16 protein-coding genes are annotated in these 18903 nt (G+C 62.4%); 14 read left to right on the top strand and 2 right to left on the bottom strand.

The features are described from left to right. The first annotated feature begins 99 nt into the window (after positions 1–99). The 13 genes from VSX56_RS04850 (at position 100) to VSX56_RS04910 (ending at position 15222) form a co-directional block, all read left to right on the top strand. A complete protein-coding gene (locus tag VSX56_RS04850; RefSeq protein WP_350935256.1) occupies positions 100–1512 on the top strand; it encodes an FAD-binding oxidoreductase in 1413 nt (470 codons plus the stop codon). Between the two features lie 36 nt (positions 1513–1548). Beyond that, positions 1549–2265 carry a FadR/GntR family transcriptional regulator gene (locus tag VSX56_RS04855; protein ID WP_349295400.1) on the top strand — a complete coding sequence of 239 codons (717 nt, stop codon included), beginning with the start codon at positions 1549–1551 and terminating at the stop codon, positions 2263–2265. A 192-nt stretch (positions 2266–2457) separates the two neighbouring features. Next, positions 2458–3570: a fumarylacetoacetate hydrolase family protein gene (locus VSX56_RS04860; protein WP_350935259.1), complete on the top strand. Its 1113-nt coding sequence runs from the start codon at positions 2458–2460 to the stop codon at positions 3568–3570. Positions 3571–3572: 2 nt separating this feature from the next. Further along, entirely contained in the window at positions 3573–4121 is a 549-nt protein-coding gene (locus tag VSX56_RS04865) for a TRAP transporter small permease (RefSeq protein WP_350935261.1), read from the top strand. Further along, entirely contained in the window at positions 4118–5395 is a 1278-nt protein-coding gene (locus tag VSX56_RS04870) for a TRAP transporter large permease (RefSeq protein ID WP_339114642.1), read from the top strand. Before VSX56_RS04865 ends, VSX56_RS04870 begins: the two co-directional genes overlap by 4 nt. A gap of 48 nt (positions 5396–5443) precedes the next feature. Then, the gene (locus tag VSX56_RS04875) at positions 5444–6451 is read left to right on the top strand and encodes a TRAP transporter substrate-binding protein (protein ID WP_350935263.1); all 1008 of its coding nucleotides are present in this window, start codon (positions 5444–5446) and stop codon (positions 6449–6451) included. Between the two features lie 59 nt (positions 6452–6510). Further along, positions 6511–7707: a mandelate racemase/muconate lactonizing enzyme family protein gene (locus VSX56_RS04880; protein WP_350935265.1), complete on the top strand. Its 1197-nt coding sequence runs from the start codon at positions 6511–6513 to the stop codon at positions 7705–7707. Positions 7708–7710: 3 nt separating this feature from the next. Further along, positions 7711–8472, top strand: a complete 762-nt coding sequence (locus VSX56_RS04885; RefSeq protein WP_350935267.1) for an SDR family oxidoreductase — start codon at positions 7711–7713, stop codon at positions 8470–8472. 22 nt (positions 8473–8494) lie between these two features. Next, entirely contained in the window at positions 8495–9301 is an 807-nt protein-coding gene (locus VSX56_RS04890) for an aldolase/citrate lyase family protein (protein ID WP_350935270.1), read from the top strand. A gap of 185 nt (positions 9302–9486) precedes the next feature. After that, complete coding sequence (araD1, locus tag VSX56_RS04895) at positions 9487–10455, top strand: AraD1 family protein (protein ID WP_350935272.1); 969 nt, start codon at positions 9487–9489, stop codon at positions 10453–10455. 10 nt (positions 10456–10465) lie between these two features. Continuing rightward, entirely contained in the window at positions 10466–12214 is a 1749-nt protein-coding gene (gene araD / locus VSX56_RS04900; RefSeq protein WP_339114636.1) for an L-arabinonate dehydratase, read from the top strand. 70 nt (positions 12215–12284) lie between these two features. Next, positions 12285–13631, top strand: coding sequence for an MFS transporter (locus VSX56_RS04905; RefSeq protein ID WP_350935275.1), 1347 nt, complete (start codon positions 12285–12287; stop codon positions 13629–13631). Between the two features lie 76 nt (positions 13632–13707). After that, positions 13708–15222 (top strand): aldehyde dehydrogenase (NADP(+)), encoded by a 1515-nt coding sequence (locus tag VSX56_RS04910; protein ID WP_350935277.1) that lies wholly within the window; start codon positions 13708–13710, stop codon positions 15220–15222. A gap of 24 nt (positions 15223–15246) precedes the next feature. Here VSX56_RS04910 and VSX56_RS04915 read toward each other — a convergent pair whose 3' ends face one another. Both VSX56_RS04915 and VSX56_RS04920 read right to left on the bottom strand, forming a co-directional pair. After that, a complete protein-coding gene (locus VSX56_RS04915) occupies positions 15247–16176 on the bottom strand; it encodes a LysR family transcriptional regulator (RefSeq protein ID WP_339114633.1) in 930 nt (309 codons plus the stop codon). Next, a complete protein-coding gene (locus VSX56_RS04920; protein ID WP_350935280.1) occupies positions 16176–17078 on the bottom strand; it encodes a sugar kinase in 903 nt (300 codons plus the stop codon). Before VSX56_RS04920 ends, VSX56_RS04915 begins: the two co-directional genes overlap by 1 nt. A 389-nt stretch (positions 17079–17467) precedes the next feature. Between VSX56_RS04920 and VSX56_RS04925 the strand changes: the two genes are divergently transcribed. After that, positions 17468–18886 (top strand): NarK family nitrate/nitrite MFS transporter, encoded by a 1419-nt coding sequence (locus VSX56_RS04925; protein ID WP_350935282.1) that lies wholly within the window; start codon positions 17468–17470, stop codon positions 18884–18886. Positions 18887–18903 lie beyond the last annotated feature (17 nt).

An 18903-nucleotide genomic window follows, 5' to 3' on the forward strand; every position in this document is an offset into this window, starting at 1 on the left:
CTCCCAACTGGTCCAATCTTGTAATGTTGTCTGACAACATGGTAGGAAAAACAAGAGAGGATTTGCCCGATGGGAGGGCATAGAGAGGGAGGAACGGGGATGACCGAGGTGAATGTGCCGTCAGTCGCCAGAGAATTGCTGCAGCGATTGGGGCCGGAACTTGTTGTGACGGGGGAGGATGTCCTGCGCTATTGCCATGATTGGCATGGCGATGTGCAGTCTTCCGCGTTGGCGGTGCTGCGCCCCCGCAACACGCCGGAGGTGCAGGAGTGCGTGCGTGCGGCTGGAGCGCTGGGATTGAATATCGTGCCGCAGGGCGGCAATACGGGGCTTGTTCTGGGGGCGGTGCCAGATATGCCCGATCATCAGGTGGTGCTCACCCTGGAGCGCATGACCGCGATACGCCAGCTTGATTGTGACAATTTCTCGGCGGTGGTCGAATCGGGTATCGTCCTGGAGGAGTTCAAGGCCAAGGTGGCCGAGGCAGGGCTGTTCTTTCCCTTGACGCTCGGGGCGCAGGGGAGCTGCCGTCTGGGCGGGAATGTCTCGACCAATGCGGGTGGAGTGAATGTGCTGCGCTACGGGATGACCCGCGATCTGGTGTTGGGGCTTGAGGTCGTCTTGCCCGATGGCAGTCTTTTCGAGGGGCTCTCGAGCCTACGGAAAGACAACAGAGGTATTGATCTTAAACATCTTTTCATCGGTTCGGAAGGAACCATCGGTATCATTACAGCAGTCTCCGTCAAGCTGCTGCCCGCTCCCGATCAGGTGGCGACGGCGCTGTTGGCGCTCGAGTCGCTGGAGGATGCGATCACGCTTTACCGGCATGCGCGGCGGCAATGTTGTGACCTCATGTCGGCCTTCGAATTTTTGCCGCCACTGGCATTCGATCTGGCCAAGGAAGGCATCCCCGATCTGGTCCTGCCGATGGCGGCGGAGCATCCCGCCTATGTGCTCATGGAAATCGCGGGCTCGGGGCTGGTGGATATGGACGACCTCATGGCGCGCTTTGTGGAATACGCGTTCGAGGCGGGGCTGGTGCTGGACGGGGTGGTGGCCCAGTCGCAAGCGCAGGCGCGTAATCTCTGGCTGATCCGGGAAGGCATGAACGAAGGTCAGGCCAAGCGCGGCAAGCATCTGCGCACCGATCTGTCCGTGCCATTGTCGCGGATAGCGGCATTTGTGGCCGAAACCGAGGCCGCCATTCTGGCCGATATGCCCGATGTTATCTGTGTCTCCTACGGGCATGTGGGCGATGGCAATGTGCACCTGAATGTGTTGCCCGATCTGTCCGGTGATATCGATGCGCAGATCTGCCGCGCCAAGCAGATCGCCAATCGGGTGCTGGATGGGTATCACGGTTCGATCAGCGCCGAGCATGGCATTGGTCGGCTGAAAAAAGGTGATTTTTCTGAGAGGCTTCCTGAAGTTCAGCGCCGTTTGAATGTCGCGATCCGCAAGGCGGTCGATCCGGCGATGGTGATGAATAAAGGGTGCCAGATCGACCTTTGACTGCTATGGTCTGCTTGTCTGGTAAGAGGAAATGGTATGGAAAGCGGTTTCGAACAGATCAAGCGTGTGGCGCATCTTCCGACGCGGATCGCGTCGGAATTTGCCAAGCGTATCTATGACGGTGCGTTGCAACCCGGCGACAAGCTGCCCACCGAGCATGCGCTGTCGAAAAGCTTCGGCGTCAGCAGGACAGTTGTGCGCGAGGCGATTGCACAGCTGCGCAGCGAGGGGCTGGTCGAGACACGGCAGGGGGTCGGGGCGTTTGTGCGTGAGCGCCCCGCGCGGCAGATCCTCCTCGAAGATGCCAAGTCTATGGACCGGCGTAACTTTCGGGATCTCTATCAGTTGCGTGTTCCGCTAGAGATGGAGGCCGCTGCTCTTGCTGCAACCCATCATACCGCCGAACAGATGGAGGCGCTGAACGCGGCCTTGGCGCAGATCTGTGCCTCTGAGGATTGGGGCAACTCGGGTGTGGCTGCCGATCTGGACTTTCATCGCATCATCGCGGAATCGACGGGAAATAATTATTTCGCACAGTTTATCGGCGCGATTTCCGACCGGATCAGCCACGTCATCGCGATCGCCCGCACGGAGGGTCAGCTGGAAGAGGTGATCGAGCGCACGATCGAGGAACATACGGCTATTCGTGACGCGATCAGAACTAAAGATCCGGTAATGGCACGAGCGGCGATGCGCCGTCATCTGATCGGTTCTGCCCAGAGAGTTGGTCTAACTCTCGAATTTTACGTATAAAAACCTACTTCCGACATTTTCCTGACTTTGCCGAAGTTTTCTCTTGCGCCGGTTGGCGCGCTGCTGTTGTAATGTTGTCAGACATCTAATGTCGTGCGCAACGAGTGGAGGCGGTGCGTAAAATCAAGGGAGGAGATTTTGGCTTCAGCATCTGTGTTGAAGGCCAATCGGGTTTTGCCGGATGATGCACATTTGGCAAAGCTTGTTGGTCGTGTCTGGTCGCAGGCACAAGGTGGCCCCTGTATTGTCACAATCCGTGATGGGAAACTTTATGATCTGACGGCGCAGGCCGTTACGATGTCCCATCTTCTCGAAAACAAGAATGTCTTGACGCTGTTGGCGGCGGAGGATCTGCCCTGTCTCGGACCGCTTGACGCATTCCTTGACGGCTCGGAAGGACGGCTGCTGGCGCCTGTGGATCTGCAGGCCATCAAGGCTGCGGGCGTAACTTTTGCCGAGAGTATGCTTGAGCGGGTGATCGAGGAACAGGCGCGCGGCGATGCAGGGCGTGCTGCCGAAATCCGCGCCCACCTCGCGCCGGTAATCGGCGAGAATCTGCGCGACCTGCAGGCCGGATCGGAACAGGCGATGCAGGTCAAAGGGCTCCTGCAGGAAATGGATCTGTGGTCGCAATATCTCGAGGTGGGCATCGGTCCGGATGCCGAGATTTTCACCAAATCCCAGCCGATGTCGGCGATGGGCTGCGGCGAGACGGTCGGTATCCATCCGATGTCGCATTGGAACAACCCCGAGCCGGAAGTGGTGCTTGTCACGCGCTCCGACGGCGAGATCCTCGGGGCCGCACTGGGCAATGATGTCAATCTACGTGATGTCGAAGGGCGCTCGGCATTGTTGCTGGGCAAGGCCAAGGACAATAACGCCTCTTGTGCGATCGGTCCGTTCATCCGCCTCTTCGATGCCCATTTCTCCTTACAAGATGTTGAAAGCACAACGGTTTCCTTGACGGTTACAGGCGAGGACGGCTTCATCATGTCAGGCGAGAGCCCGATGCGGGCCATCTCGCGCCGCCCGGTCGATCTGGTGAGCCAGATGCGCAACCGCAGCCATCAGTATCCCGACGGTGCGGTGCTGTTTCTGGGCACGATGTTTGCCCCCACCAAGGACCGCCACGGCGAGGGGCAGGGGTTCACCCATGTGGTGGGGGACCGTGTCGAGATCGCGGCGCCGCAACTGGGGTGCCTGACCAACTGGGTCGACCGCGCCGATCATTGCCCCGAATGGAGCTTCGGTATCACGGCCCTCATGCGCAACCTTGCCGCCCGGGGTCTCGGGGAAAGGTTCTGACCATGACCCGATTGATCACATTATTCTATCGTCTGCTGGACCTCGTGCTGGTCGCCCTCCTGTCGGGCATGGCGCTGATGGTCTTTCTCAATGTCGTGCTGCGCTACGGGTTCAATTCGGGCATTGCGGTGTCCGAGGAGCTGTCGCGGTTCTTCTTCGTCTGGCTGACCTTTATCGGCGCGGTCGTGGCCCATCACCATCACATGCATATGGGGATGGAGACCTTTGTCGCAGCACTTGGCCGCAGGGGCCGGATGCTGATGATGGGCGTGGCCGAGCTGCTCATTCTGGGCTGTGCCTGGGTGCTGTTCATCGGCACCTGGAAACAGCTGCCGATCAATATGTCGATGGGCGCGCCCGTGACGGGGCTGTCGATGGCATGGGTCTACGGGACTGGGCTGTTCACGGCGGCGATGATCGCGCTGATCTCCGGGACGCGGCTTCTCCGCCTTGTCACGGGGCGGATCACCGAGAAGGAGATCGCGGCCTTCGCGGGCGAGCGCCATCTGATCGACGAGCCACTCTATGAGCCGGAAGGAGATGCGAAATGACGCTTGTTGTCTTTATCGCCTCGCTGATCGGATCGATGCTGACAGGGGTGCCGGTGGCCTTCGCGCTGATCGTCTGCGGTGTCGCGCTCATGAGCTATATGGGCATGTTCAATACGCAGATTATCGCCCAGAACATGATGATCGGCGCGGATACCTTCACCCTTCTGGCCATCCCTTTCTTCATTCTGGCGGGGGAGCTGATGAATGCGGGCGGGCTGTCCAAACGCATTATCGATTTCTCCGTGGCCTGTGTTGGCCATATCCGCGGCGGGCTTGGGATCGTGGCGATCTTTGCCGCCATCATTCTGGCCAGTATCTCGGGCTCCGCGGCCGCCGACAGTGCGGCGCTGGCGGCGATCCTGCTGCCGATGATGGCGCGGGCGGGGTATAATCTGCCACGTTCGGCGGGGCTGATCGCGGCAGGCGGCGTCATCGCGCCTGTCATCCCGCCCTCCATGGCCTTCATCATCTTCGGTGTGGCCGGCAATATTTCGATCTCCAAGCTGTTCATGGCGGGGATCGTGCCGGGGGTGCTGATGGGGCTCGTGCTGATCGTCACCTGGATCATCGTGGCGCGCAATGACGATGTCGCCACGCTGCCTAAGGCCGGTTGGGCCGAACGTGGCCGGACGGGCGCGCGCGCCATCTGGGCGCTCGGCATGCCGGTGATCATTCTGGGCGGCATCAAGTTCGGCATCGTCACCCCGACGGAGGCTGCCGTTATCGCCGCGTTCTACGCGTTGTTCGTGGGGACCTGCGTCTATCGCGAGTTGCACCTGCGGGATCTGCCCAAGGTGATCCGGAATGCGGGCCGCACGACGGCGGCGATCATGTTCCTTGTCTGTGCGGCGCTTGTATCCGCATGGCTGATTACGGCGGCCAATATTCCCGCCGAGATCTCGGGCTATATCGAGCCACTGATCGACCGTCCCATCCTGCTGATGCTCGCGATCATGGCACTTATTCTGGTGGTGGGCACGGCGCTCGATCTGACGCCCACCATCCTGATCCTGACACCGGTCCTGTTGCCCATCATCAAGGAAGCGGGCATCGATCCGGTCTATTTCGGTGTGATGTTCATCATGAACTGTTGCATCGGCTTGCTGACACCGCCTGTCGGTGTCGTGCTGAACGTGGTCAGCGGGGTAGGGAGGCTCCCCCTCGGTCGCGTTATTGTTGGTGTCTGGCCGTTCCTGCTGGCCCAGATCCTCGTCATCCTGACGCTGGTTCTGTTCCCGCAGATCGTTCTGGTGCCCGCGCAGTGGTTCTACTGACCGCTGCATCTCGAACCAAATCTTTTTCAACCGATTAGGGAGGATCACATGAAAAAGTCACTCAAGGCCGCACTTCTGGTCACGGTTGCCTGTGCCGTTGCAAGCCCTGCACTGGCCGATTTCAAGCAACGCAATATCCGCGTGTCGAACGGCATTGCCGAGGACCATCCGGTCCATAACGGCATGGATGCGATGCAGCAATGTCTGGACGAGAAGACCGGTGGCAAGATGAAGATGACCGGCTTCTGGGGCGGGGCGCTGGGAGGAGACCTGCAATCCACACAATCACTGCGTTCGGGGGTGCTGGATTCGGTGGTGACATCGTCCTCGCCGCTGGTGGGCATCGAACCCGCGCTCGGCGTCTTCGATCTGCCGTTCCTGTTCCGCACGAACGAGGAAGCCTATGCCGTGATGGATGGCGAATTTGGCGATTACATCAACGAGAAGCTCGAAAAGGTCGGGCTGATCAATCTGGCCTATTGGGAGAACGGTTTCCGCAACGTGTCAAACTCGAAACGCCCCATCACCAAATGGGAGGATTTCGAAGGGCTGAAGATGCGCGTCATGCAGAACAATATCTTCCTCGACACGTTTTCGAATTTCGGGGCCAATGCCACGCCCATGTCCTTCGGCGAGGTGTTCTCGGCCCTCGAGACCAAGGCGATCGATGCGCAGGAAAACCCCTATGTCACGATCGATACATCGAAATTCTTCGAGGTGCAGAACTATATCAGCGAGACGAAACACACCTACACGCCCTTCCTGTTCCTGTTCTCGAAACCGATCTTCGACACCTATTCCCCCGAGGAGCAGGCCGCGCTGCGCGACTGTGCGGTGGTCGGGCGCGATGTCGAGCGTGATGTCATTCAGGAGCTGAACAAGACCTCGCTTGCCAAGATGGAAGAGGCGGGGCTGGAGTTCAATGTGATCTCGCCGGAGGAGCAACAGCGGATGCTGGAGAAATCGCAGGAGGTCTATGACACGCATAAAGACGAGATCGGTGCCGATGTCGTCGAGATGGTGCAGAGCACACTGGCCGAGATGCGCGCCCAGTAAGCCTGTCGCGCACCCTGCTTCGTTGCGGGGTGTGCCTTTGCGATCAAGCGAGGTGAGAGATGAAGATCACCGCACTCCGGACCCTTCGGGCCGCGGAATTCGCCAATATTCTCTGGAGCGAGATCGAGACCGATGCCGGAATTACGGGCCTCGGCGAGACCTTCTACGGTGCGGGCGCGGTTGCGGCCCATATCCATGACACGCTGGCCCCGCGTCTTCTGGGGCGCGACCCCTTCGCCATCGAGGCCCTGCACCGCGAGATGCTGAACCTGCCGATGGGTCAGGCCTCGACGGGGGCCGAGCATCGCGCCGCTTCCGCCATCGATCTCGCCTTGTGGGACATCTTCGGCAAGGCGATGGGCCAGCCCGTATGGCAGATGCTGGGCGGGCGGTGCTGGGACCGCTTGCGCCTTTACAATACCTGTGCAGGCACGCGCTATGTGCGCAGCCACAACATCCGCCCCGTGTCGAACTGGAACAGGGGAGAAGGCGGGGATTATGAGGATCTCGACGCCTTCATGACCCGTCCGGCCGAACTGGCGGAGGAGCTTCTGGATCAGGGCATTACCGCCATGAAAATCTGGCCGTTCGATCCGCATGCGGACGAATTCCGTGGCCAGCATATCTCGGGGGAGGGGCTGAAGGCGGCGCTGCGCCCGTTCGAGGTCATCCGCCGCGCTGTGGGCGACAGGATGGATATCATGCTCGAGATGCACGGGCTATGGGCCCTGCCTGCGGCCAAGGTGATTCCAGGCGAGGTCGATGCCTTCCGCCCCTATTGGTACGAGGACCCGGTCCGCATGACCAATGCGCAGGCGCTGGCCGAATTTGCCCGCGCCACGGCGACATGGACCTGCGCCTCCGAGACGCTGGGCACCCGCTTTGCCTATAAAGACTATCTCGACCGCGATGCAATGGCGGTGGTGATGGCCGATCTGTGCGGGACCGGCGGGCTGACCGAGGGGCGCAAGATCGCCGCGCAGGCCGATACCTATCACCGCCCCTTTGCCGCCCATGACTGTATCGGGCCGGTGGGCTTTGTCGCCGGTATCCATGCAGGCTTCAGCCAACCCAATACATTGATCCAGGAGAGCGTGCGCGCCGCCTATCTGGGCTGGTATCTGGAGCTTGTCGAAGAATTGCCGCGCATCGAGGCGGGCTATGTCTACCCGCCCGAGGGCGCAGGGCTGGGCATGCGGCTGCGCGCCGATCTCTATACCCGCCCTGATCTTGAAACACGCATGACGGAGGGCTGAAGGATGCCTGATTTCTCTCTTGGCGGGAAAACCGCCCTTGTGACCGGCTCCTCGCGTGGGCTGGGGCGCGCCTTTGCCACCGGTCTGGCCGAGGCGGGGGCGAAGGTGATCCTGAACGGGATCAACCCCGACCGGCTCGAGGCGACCCGTGCCGAACTGGCGGCACTGGGCCATGATGTGCAGGCTTGCGCCTTCGATGTCACCTGCGAGGATCAGGTGATGGCGGCGTTCGAGGCGCTCGATGCGCAGGGCGTGGCCGTGGATATCCTCGTCAACAATGCCGGTATCCAGCACCGCCAGCCCCTGCTCGATCTGGCGCTGGCTGACTGGACCCGTGTGCTGGAGACCAATCTGACGGCGGCCTTCCTGTGCGGGCGCGAGGCGGCACGCCGTATGGGGCCGCGCGGCGGCGGCAAGATCATCAATATCGGATCGCTCATGAGCCAGCTCGCCCGCGCCACCGTCGCGCCCTATACGGTCGCCAAAGGCGGCATCCGGATGCTCACGCAATCCATGGCTGCCGAATGGGCGGGCGCGAATATCCAGGCCAATGCCATCGGTCCGGGCTACATGATCACCGATATGACGCAGGCGCTGCAGGAGGATCCGGCTTTCGACGGGTTCGTGCGGGGCCGCGCCCCCGCAGGCCGCTGGGGCCGCCCAGAGGAGCTGCAGGGCGCGCTAGTGTTCCTCGCCTCCTCCGCCTCGGATTACGTCAATGGCCAGATCCTTTATGTCGATGGCGGCATGACCGCTGTTTTGTAATACCTTTCAAGGAGATAAACCCATGCCAGCCCCTTTGAACCCGTTCAAGAAAGCCCTGCAGGAGAAACGCCTGCAGATCGGTCTGTGGCAGGACCTCGCCCATCCCTATTGCACCGAGCTTTGCGCTGATGCCGGATATGACTGGCTGCTGATCGATGGCGAGCACGGCCCCAACGATCTGGCCACCATCTCCGGCCAGATCGGAGCCCTGCGCGGCAGCGCGACCCATGCCATCGTGCGAGTGCCGGTGGGGGAGGCATGGATCATCAAGCAGGTGCTCGATGCGGGGGCCCAGACGGTTCTGGTGCCGATGGTGGAAACCGCAGCCCAGGCCCGCGATCTGGTGCGTGCCATGCGCTATCCGCCGCATGGCATCCGCGGGGTCGGGGCTGTGGTAGGGCGCGCCTCCGGCTTTGGCCGGATACCCGATTATGTGAGAACCGCTGATGCCCAGACCTGCCTTCTGGTGCAGGTCGAAACCGCCAAGGGGCTCGAGAACCTCGACGAGATCGCCAGTGTCGAGGGGGTTGATGGTATCTTCATCGGTCCCGCCGATCTGGCGGCCAGCCTTGGCCATCTGGATGATCCGGCCCATCCCTATGTGCAGGAGGTCATCGAGGACATGATCGCCCGCATCATCGGCCACGGCAAGGCGGCAGGCATCCTGATCGGGGATCTGGGACTGTCGAAACGCTATGCCGAATTGGGGGCGAGCTTTGTGGCGATCGGCCATGATGTGGGGCTTCTGGCCATCGGGGCGTCAAGGCTCCTCGAGGACTTCCACGCCACGGCCCCCGCCAAAGCCAGCGCCACGACCAAGGTCTATTGAGACATACCAGTTTTGGTATGCGATGCGCCGATATTGATATTTGAATGCTATACCGCGGCTTTCTAATCTCCCCTCGAGCGGGAGAGGAGCCCGCGATGGAGGATATCACAAGAGCACCCGCCTCTATATGGCGCGTCCGGCCGATGGCTCGGGCGGGTCCGCTCTTGTTCAGGAGGAGAATTCGAATGACGGTCTATCTCAGTCAGCTGAAGGCGGGGGGTGTCATCATCCGCGAGGGCGGGGCCGCACGGCTCGTGCAGGGCCTGACGACCTATGAACTGGCGCGTGACGCCATTGCCCGGGGGCGACCTCTGGCCACGATCCTGCCCGAAGGGGGCGAGACGGTGGATGTGGCGGAACAGGCCGCCAAAGGCGCGCTGGATGTGCCGATGCGCCATCCCGAGCCCGCGCGGATGTATCTGTGTGGCACGGGGCTCACGCATACGGGGTCGGCCTCGACCCGCAATTCCATGCATGCCAAATCCGAGACCCATGTCTCGGACAGCATGAAGATGTTCCAGATGGGGCTCGAGGGTGGCAAGCCCGCCAAAGGCGCCATCGGTGCCCAGCCCGAATGGTTCTACAAGGGGCCGGGCACTCAGGCGGTGGCCACGAATGATGCGCTGATCTCGCCCGCCTTCGCCCTTGATGGCGGCGAGGAGCCCGAGATTGCGGGCTTCTATCTGATCGGTCCTGATGGCAGGCCCCATCGCGCGGGCTTCGCTCTGGCCAACGAGTTTTCCGACCATGTGACGGAAAAGCTGAACTATCTCTATCTGGCCCATTCCAAGCTGCGCCCTGCCGCCTTCGGCCCCGAGATGCGTCTCGGCGATTTGCCCAGACATATCGAGGGCCGCTCGCGGATCCTGCGCGGCGATCAGGTGATCTTCGACAAGCCCTTCCTGTCGGGGGAGGACAACATGTCCCACACCATCGCCAATCTCGAGCACCATCACTTCAAATATGCGCCCTTCCGCAGGGCGGGGGATCTGCATGTGCATATGTTCGGCACCGCGACCCTGTCGTTTGGCAGCCAGATCGCGCCGCAGGCGGGGGATGTGTTCGAGCTTTTCGCCCCCGAGTTCGGGCAGCCCCTGCGCAACCCTCTGGCGGTGGCCGCCGATGAGGGGTTTGTCGACGTGGCGGCATTGTAAGGAGATGTCCATGGCACAGAGCTTCACCCCCGCGCCCTGGCCGCGCAAGCTGCGCTCGCAGGAATGGTATGGCGGCAATTCGCGCGATACGATCTACCACCGTGGCTGGCTGAAAAATCAGGGCTATCCGCATGATCTCTTCGACGGGCGGCCGATCATCGGCATCATGAATACATGGTCCGAACTGACGCCCTGCAACGGCCATCTGCGCGAACTGGCCGAGAAGGTGAAGGCAGGCATCTGGGAGGCGGGCGGTTTTCCGGTGGAGGTGCCGGTCTTCTCGGCCTCGGAGAACACCTTCCGGCCCTCGGCCATGATGTTCCGCAACCTCGCGGCGCTGTCCATCGAGGAAACCCTGCGCGGCCAGCCCATTGACGGCTGCGTGCTGATGGTGGGCTGCGACAAGACCACCCCCTCGCTTCTGATGGCGGCGGCAAGCTGCGATGTGCCCTCGATCGTGGTGACGGGCGGCCCGATGCTGAACGGGTCGTTCCGTGGCGAGCGCGTGGGCTCGGGCACCCATCTGTGGAAATTCTCCGAAGCCGTGAAGGCCGGAGAGATGACGCAGGACGATTTCCTCGAGGCCGAGCAATCCATGAGCCGGTCCACCGGCACCTGCAACACGATGGGCACGGCCTCGACCATGGCCTCGATGGCCGAGGCTCTTGGTATGGCGCTGTCGGGCAATGCGGCGATCCCTGCGGTCGACAGCCGCCGCCGCGTGATGGCGCAGATGTCGGGGCGGCGGATCGTGCAGATGGTCAAGGACGATCTCAAACCTTCGGATATCATGACCAAGGAGGCGTTCGAGAACGCGATCCGCACCAATGGCGCGATTGGCGGCTCGACCAATGCGGTGGTGCATCTGCTGGCGATTGCGGGGCGGATGGGGGTCGATCTGACGCTCGATGACTGGGACCGCTGCGGGCGCGATGTGAAGACCATCGTCAATCTCATGCCGTCGGGCGCGTATCTGATGGAGGAGTTCTTCTATGCCGGTGGTCTGCCGGTGGTGATCAAACGGCTCGGGGAAAGCGGCCAGCTGCACAAGGAGGCGCTGACCGTTTCAGGCCAGACCATCTGGGACGAGGTCGCCTCGGTGCGCAACTGGAACGAGGATGTCATCCGCCCTGCCGACCGTGCGCTGACCGATCAGGGCGGGATCGCCGTGCTGCGCGGCAATCTCGCGCCCAAGGGAGCCGTGCTCAAACCCTCGGCGGCCAGTGCGCATCTGCTGACCCATCGCGGGCGGGCGGTCGTGTTCGAGGATATCGACGATTACAAGGCCCGCATCAATGACGAGGCGCTCGATATCGACGAGACCTGCGTCATGGTGCTCAAGAATTGCGGCCCCAAAGGTTATCCGGGCATGGCCGAGGTGGGCAATATGGGCCTGCCGCCCAAGGTGTTGCGCAAGGGGGTGACCGATATGGTGCGGATCTCGGATGCGCGCATGTCGGGGACGGCCTATGGCACGGTGGTGCTGCATACCGCGCCCGAGGCCGCAGCCGGCGGGCCGCTCGCGGTGGTGCAATCGGGGGATATGATCGAGCTGGATGTGCCCAACCGCCGCCTTCATCTGGACATCTCCGAGGCCGAGCTGACTGCCCGTCTGGCGGCATGGACTCCGCGCCACGAGATTGCCACCAGCGGCTATGCCTATCTGCATCAGACCCATGTCGAGGGGGCCGATACGGGCGCCGATCTCGACTTCCTGAAGGGCTGCCGTGGCAATGCGGTGGGCCGTGACAGCCACTGAGGCTTTTGGACATCCCCGCGAGGCCGCGCCACGGAGGAGACGGGCGCCCTTTGCGGGAGAGGGAGGATTTATGGAACAGACCTATCCGAAAGGCGCTGTGTCCGGCCATGCCGGCCGCGCCGATACGACCGACAGTCAGGAAAAGCGCATTATCAGGCTGATCAGCACCCGCCTGCTGCCGTTTCTGGCGCTTCTGTATATCGTGGCCTATGTCGACCGCGCGATGGTGGGCTTTGCCAAATTGCATATGAATGTGGATGTGGGGATCAGTGAAACCGCCTATGGCATGGGGGCGGGGCTGTTCTTCATCGGCTATTTCCTGTGCGAGGTGCCCTCGAACCTTGCGCTGGACAGATATGGCGCGCGCATCTGGTTTGCCCGCATCCTGATTACATGGGGGGTGATCACCGTGGCGATGGCGGCGATCAGCGGGCCCGTGTCGTTCTATGTGCTGCGGTTCCTGCTGGGCGCGGCCGAGGCGGGGCTCTATCCGGGCATCATCTATTTCCTGACGAAATGGTTCCCGCTGCGCCACCGCGCCCGCATCATCGGATTGCTGGTGCTGGCCCAGCCGATTGCGCTGATCATCACCGGCCCTGTGGCAGGCATGATACTGGCGGGAAATGGTGCCTTCGGGCTGGCCAACTGGCAGCTTCTCTTCGTGGTCTGCGGATTGCCCGCGATCCTGCTGGCGGGGCCGACATTGCGCCTGCTGCCGGACACGCCCGCCAAGGCGCGCTGGCTGCCGCGCGAGGACCGGATCTGGCTGGAACGCCAGCTCGATCAGGAGGCGGCCAGCCGCAATCTGGTCAGCCACGGTAACCCGCTCAGGGCGATGCTCGACCGCCGCGTGCTGTTGCTGGCCGCGCTGTTCCTGCCGTTTCCGCTGGCGATCTACGGGCTGTCGCTTTGGCTTCCCACCATCATCAGCCAGTTCGGCACCAGCGATACCGTTACGGGCTTCCTTTATGCCATACCCTATCTCTTCGCGGTCTTGGGGCTGATCTATGTGCCCCGTTCGTCCGACCGAAAGGGCGAGCGCCACTGGCATATGGTCCTCATGGCGGGGGTGGCAGCCCTGTCGATGGCGGGCTCGGCGATGGCCAGCGCACCGGTGCTGCAGATGGCGCTGCTCTGCGTGACGGCCTTCTGCATCTACTCCATTCAGGCGGTGATCTGGGCCTTGCCTGGCCTCTTCCTGACAGGGGCGCGTGCCGCAGTAGGCATCGCTACCATCAACTCTCTGGCCAATCTGGGCGGCTATATCGGACCCTTCGGGATCGGGCTCCTGCGCGATGCGACGGGTAACCTGTCCTCGGGCCTCTACTTCATGTCGGCGGCTCTGGTGTTCGGCATGGTGATGGTCTTTGTGGTGCGCCACGCGCTGGGAGATACCAATCAGGGGTTCGGGCGCTAGCGCCCACCCCGTCCGCCAGTCCGCGGCTCACGTCCGGCGCGCGAGATCTAACCCTACGATATAGAAGGATATCCTTATGAAATTTACACCGCATGGCAAACATCTGATCGCAGGCGAATGGGTGGCCAGCTCCGAGACATTCGAGAACGAGCCGGTCTATGGACCGGCTGTGGCCTTCTCGATGGGAACGGTAGAATTGGTGGACCGTGCCGCCCGCGCCGCCGAGGAGGCCTTCTGGTCCTATGGCTATGTCTCCCGCGAGCATCGTGCCGGCTTCCTCGAGGCTATCGCCGAGGAAATCGAGGCGCGCGGCGCGCAGATCACCGAGATCGGCTGTCAGGAAACTGGTCTGCCCGAGGCGCGTCTGAATGGCGAGCGCGGGCGCACCGTGGGCCAGCTTAGATTGTTTGCTACCACCCTCCGCGAGGGCAGCTATCTCGATATCCGCCATGATGCGGCCTTGCCCGACCGCCACCCCCTGCCGCGCCCCGATCTGCGGTTGATGCAGCGCCCGATCGGGCCGGTTGCGGTCTTCGGGGCGTCCAATTTCCCGCTGGCCTTCTCGGTGGCGGGGGGCGATACCGCGGCGGCACTGGCGGCGGGCTGTCCGGTGGTGGTCAAGGGCCATTCCGCCCATCCCGGCACGGGCGAGATCGTGGCCGAGGCGATCCATGCCGCGATCCTGCGCACCCGGCAGCATCCGGGGGTATTCTCCATGGTGCAGGGCGGCAAGCGTGAGGTGGGGGCCGCTCTCGTGCAGCACCCGGATATCAAGGCGGTGGGCTTTACAGGATCCTTGGGCGGGGGACGCGCGCTCTTCGACCTGTGCGCCGCGCGTCCCGAGCCGATCCCGTTTTTCGGCGAGCTGGGCTCCGTCAACCCGATGTTCCTGCTCCCCGAGGCGCTGCAAGCGCGCGCAGGGGCTCTGGGTAAGGGCTGGGCGGCCTCGATGACCGGATCGGCGGGGCAGCTATGCACCAATGCAGGTATCGCTGTGGTTCCCGAAGGGTCCGCGGGAGATGCCTTTGTTGCGGCCACGGCCGAAGCTCTGAAGGAGATCGGACCGCAAGTGATGCTGACCGCAGGGATGGCGCGCGCCTATCGGGAGGGTCAGGCACGGTTTGACGGGCGTAATTCCGTGCGGCCTGTCTACACCACCACATCGGAGGGCCGCGAGGCACGGCCCAATCTCTATGAGGTCAGCGCCCAGACATTCGTGAACGATCATATCCTCTCCGAGGAGGTCTTCGGTCCGCTCAGCCTTGTGGTGCGGGTGGCCGATGGCGCGGAAATGACCGATCTGGCCCGCCGCTTTGAGGGGCAGCTGACTGCGACCGTGCATATGGATGAGGGCGATGGCGCTCTTGCGCGCGCGCTGCTGCCCGTGCTCGAACGCAAGGCGGGCCGCGTTCTGTTCAACGGCTTTCCGACGGGTGTCGAGGTGGTGGACAGCATGGTGCATGGCGGGCCCTATCCTGCCTCCACCAATTTTGGAGCCACCTCGGTGGGCACGATGGCGATCCGGCGCTTCCTGCGACCGGTCTGCTACCAGAACATCCCCGCCGAGATCCTGCCTGCGGATCTGGGCTGAGACCGGTCCGCCTGCGCGGGGGCATTATGCGCCGGGCGCCAGCCTGGCGCGTATTGCGGTAAACAGGGCCTCTGCTGCAGGCCCGAGATGCTGGTCCCGCCATCGCAGGATCTGATAGGGCGCGACATGGATCGGGGTGTCGAGCGGCAAGCGCCTGAAGGCCGCACTGACCGGATGGTCGATCATCATCTCGGCCACCTCGCGCGAGAGGGCGGCAATGGCATCGCTGTCGCGCAGAAGCGCGATGATGACCAGGATCGAAGAGGCCGAGACGACATTCGCAGGCGATGTGAGGCCGTTTTCATGAAAGGCGTTTTCGACCGCGCGACGGATCGGCGTGCCGTGTTGCTGCATGACCCAGAGGCGGTCGTGCAGGGCTGCGAGATTGAGCGGTTTTTCCGCCAGAAGCGGGTGATCGTGCCGGACCAGAAGATCGACCGCCTCTTCGCGTCCGGGCCAGATCGCAAATCCGCGATCGTCGACGCTCTCGGGCAGGCGGGCCAGAACGAAGTCCAGTTCATTGCGCTGGAGGGCTTCGACAAGCTGGGTGGAGGGCGCGACCTCGAGCGTCAGATCCACTTCGGGCGAGGTGCGTTTCATCTGTGTGATTGCGGGCACGACGATCCCGATGGCAGGTCCTGTCACCGCACCGATACGCACCCGCCCGCTTTGGCCCGCCTTGAAGGTGCCAAGAGCTTGCGATAGGCGCGTCTGCGCAGAGACAAGCTCGGCCGCATAGGCCGCCAGAAGTGCGCCTTCCGCGGTGGGCTCCATCCCCTTCGGTGTGCGCACAAACAGCGCGGCCTCATAATGCGTCTCCAGCTCGCGCAGCATGCGCGAGGCTGCGGGCTGGGCAAGTCCGCAGATCTCGGCGGCAAGCCCCAGCTGGCCATAGCGGCTGATCGCTGCGACGAGTTGCGCCTGCATTGGGCGCAGGGCCATGAAACGGGCCATCAGACCAGATCGGCCATGGGGATCAGCGCCCCGCGATGCCTGACCACGCGGCGCGCCATGTCATGGCCCGCCGCGATCGCGCGTGCAAGCGGTCTGCCGGTGGCCAGTTCGGCCAGACAGGCGCCATTGAAGCTATCGCCCGCTCCGGTTGTGTCCACCGGCTCCACCTGTTCGAGCGCATCGAACCGGTGGTCCTCTCCGGCGTGGTGGGCCATGATGCCGGCCCCGCCATTCTTGACGATGACGGTCCGCGCGCCGGATGCGGCATATCGGGCGCAGGTCTCCTCGGGCGTCCGGTCGCCAAAACAGGCGGCCTCGTCATCGAAACTTGGCAGAATAACCGATGCTGCGCCCGCTGCGCGGGTGAGCCAGTCGCGGGCAGAGTGCGGGCTCTCCCAGAGTTTCGGGCGAATATTGGGGTCCAGAACCGTCATCACGCCCTCCGCTCTGGCCTGCGCCAGCGCCCCGATCAGCGCCTCGCGGCCTGAAGGGGACAGGATCGCGAGCGTGATGCCCGAGATATGAATGACCGCCGCGCCTGCCATCGTTGCCGCCAACGCCTGCGGATCATCCGCGAGGGTTCTTGCGGCCGAGTTCTCGCGCCAGTAGGTGAAGCTGCGCTCTCCGGCGGCCAGCGTAATCGCATAGAGCCCGATCGTTCGCGTCTCGTGGAACCGCAAGGCGCCCGTTCCGATGCCGTTATCTTCAAGGAAGACCGGGATGCGCGCCGAGAACCGGTCGCGTCCGATGACCGTGCCATACTCCACCTGCCATTGCGCGGGCAGCTGCGCTCGCGCATACCATGCTGTGTTGAGCGTATCGCCTGCAATGCCCATATGCCAGAGATCACCGTCCGCTTCGGACAGTTCCAGCATACATTCCCCCACCGACAGAAATCGCATCTTCTTGTCTCCCCCCAAGAACGGTTTTCCTGTCAGCAAGCTCGCTTAAAGTGAGCCTCGGTGCAAGCGCATGTCTGTGCCGTATAGGCGTTCGGGCCGCTGGACGAAGCCGATGTCCTGTCGGTGTCGCCGTGCCGGAGGAGGGCACGCGTGCAAATATGAGGGATGCACAGGTTTTGGGGACAAAGATCGGGGGTGGCCGCGCAAGCGTGCGGTAGGTGGTATCAAAGATCGGTGTTTTGCCTCTGGATTGCCAATGCCAGATATCCTGTCGGGGAATTCGCGTTTAACTAGGACCGGATTCTAATAGATTTTCATCTTCTTACCCGATATCTCGGAGGCGCTTCATGTCACCATCCGGCTTCAACATTTTTTCATTCACAGGAAAGATGAAGATCCTGCATCTGACCTGGTTTGCGTTCTTTCTGACCTTTGTTGTCTGGTTCAACCTCGCGCCGCTTCTGGCGCAGATACAGGCGAGCCTTGGCCTGAGCAAACCGCAGGTGACGACCCTTCTGATCCTCAACGTGGCGCTGACTATCCCTGCGCGCATCATCATCGGTATGATGACCGACCAGTTCGGACCACGCCGCGTCTATTCTGGGCTTCTGATTCTCTGCTCGATCCCGTGCTTCATCTTTGCCGTGGCCGACAGTTTCACGCAGCTGGCATTGGCGCGTTTCGCGCTCGGGTTCATCGGGGCGGGCTTTGTCATCGGGATCCGCATGGTTTCGGAATGGTTTCCGGCCAATGAACTTGGCACGGCGGAAGGCATCTATGGTGGCTGGGGCAATTTCGGCTCGGCTGCGGCGGCCTTTACCCTGCCGACCATTGCGCTGATGTTTGGCGGCGAGGATGGCTGGCGCTGGTCGATCGGGCTGACAGGGGCGCTCTCGCTGGTCTTCGGCTTCATCTATTACGCCTCGGTGCAGGACGTGCCCAAAGGCTCCAAATATTTCCGCCCGAAAAATGCCACCGCGATGGAGGTGACCTCCAAGAGCGATCTCTACTTCCTGCTGGTCATGAAGATCCCGCTTTATATCGCTCTCGGGGCGCTGGCATGGCGGCTGAAAAACGTCGGTATCTTCACGCCGATGACCACCAATATCGTCTATTTCGGGCTTTTGCTGCTTTATGCCTATGACGCGATGCTGGCAATTCGCGCCAATCGCCGCGTCTTCAAGGAAGAGGTGCCGGAGTTCCAGCGCTACAAGTTCAAGCAGGTGGCGATCCTCAATATCCTCTATTTCGCGACCTTCGGCTCGGAGCTGGCCGTGGTCTCCATGCTGCCCCTGTTCTTTGCCGAGACCTTCGGCCTGAGCCCCGTGGTGGCGGGGATGGTGGCCTCGGCCTATGCCTTCATGAACCTCATGTCGCGTCCGGGCGGCGGGATCATCTCCGACCGGTTCGGGCGCAAGAAGACGCTCTTGATCCTGACCGCCGGTCTGGCGGTGGGCTATGGTCTGATGGGGATCGTCGATAGCAGCTGGCCGGTATGGCTGGCGGTGGTTGCGGCCATGGCCTGTTCGTTCTTCGTGCAGGCGGGGGAAGGCGCGGTCTTTGCGGTGGTGCCGCTGATCAAACGCTCGCTTACCGGCCAGATCGCGGGGATGACGGGGGCTTACGGCAATACCGGCGCGGTGATCTATCTGATCATCTACTCGCTCGTGCCGGCCTCGACCTTCTTCCTTGTGATCGCGGGCACCGCGATCATCGGTTTCATCGCCCTGTGTTTCCTCGAGGAGCCCTCGGGCGAGATCGCCGAGGTTGACGAGGACGGTTCGGTGACCATGATCAAGGTGAGCTGAAGGCCTGCCACAAGGCA

The organism is Thioclava kandeliae (assembly GCF_040297545.1).
Lineage (GTDB): Bacteria > Pseudomonadota > Alphaproteobacteria > Rhodobacterales > Rhodobacteraceae > Thioclava > Thioclava kandeliae.

Coding starts and splice junctions, on each gene's coding strand:
- VSX56_RS04850 (WP_350935256.1), top strand. CDS start 100: ATGACCGAGGTGAATGTGCCGTCAGTCGCCAGAGAATTGCTGCAGCGA.
- VSX56_RS04855 (WP_349295400.1), top strand. CDS start 1,549: ATGGAAAGCGGTTTCGAACAGATCAAGCGTGTGGCGCATCTTCCGACG.
- VSX56_RS04865 (WP_350935261.1), top strand. CDS start 3,573: ATGACCCGATTGATCACATTATTCTATCGTCTGCTGGACCTCGTGCTG.
- VSX56_RS04870 (WP_339114642.1), top strand. CDS start 4,118: ATGACGCTTGTTGTCTTTATCGCCTCGCTGATCGGATCGATGCTGACA.
- VSX56_RS04875 (WP_350935263.1), top strand. CDS start 5,444: ATGAAAAAGTCACTCAAGGCCGCACTTCTGGTCACGGTTGCCTGTGCC.
- VSX56_RS04880 (WP_350935265.1), top strand. CDS start 6,511: ATGAAGATCACCGCACTCCGGACCCTTCGGGCCGCGGAATTCGCCAAT.
- VSX56_RS04885 (WP_350935267.1), top strand. CDS start 7,711: ATGCCTGATTTCTCTCTTGGCGGGAAAACCGCCCTTGTGACCGGCTCC.
- VSX56_RS04890 (WP_350935270.1), top strand. CDS start 8,495: ATGCCAGCCCCTTTGAACCCGTTCAAGAAAGCCCTGCAGGAGAAACGC.
- araD1 (WP_350935272.1), top strand. CDS start 9,487: ATGACGGTCTATCTCAGTCAGCTGAAGGCGGGGGGTGTCATCATCCGC.
- araD (WP_339114636.1), top strand. CDS start 10,466: ATGGCACAGAGCTTCACCCCCGCGCCCTGGCCGCGCAAGCTGCGCTCG.
- VSX56_RS04905 (WP_350935275.1), top strand. CDS start 12,285: ATGGAACAGACCTATCCGAAAGGCGCTGTGTCCGGCCATGCCGGCCGC.
- VSX56_RS04910 (WP_350935277.1), top strand. CDS start 13,708: ATGAAATTTACACCGCATGGCAAACATCTGATCGCAGGCGAATGGGTG.
- VSX56_RS04915 (WP_339114633.1), bottom strand. CDS start 16,176: ATGGCCCGTTTCATGGCCCTGCGCCCAATGCAGGCGCAACTCGTCGCA.
- VSX56_RS04920 (WP_350935280.1), bottom strand. CDS start 17,078: ATGCGATTTCTGTCGGTGGGGGAATGTATGCTGGAACTGTCCGAAGCG.
- VSX56_RS04925 (WP_350935282.1), top strand. CDS start 17,468: ATGAAGATCCTGCATCTGACCTGGTTTGCGTTCTTTCTGACCTTTGTT.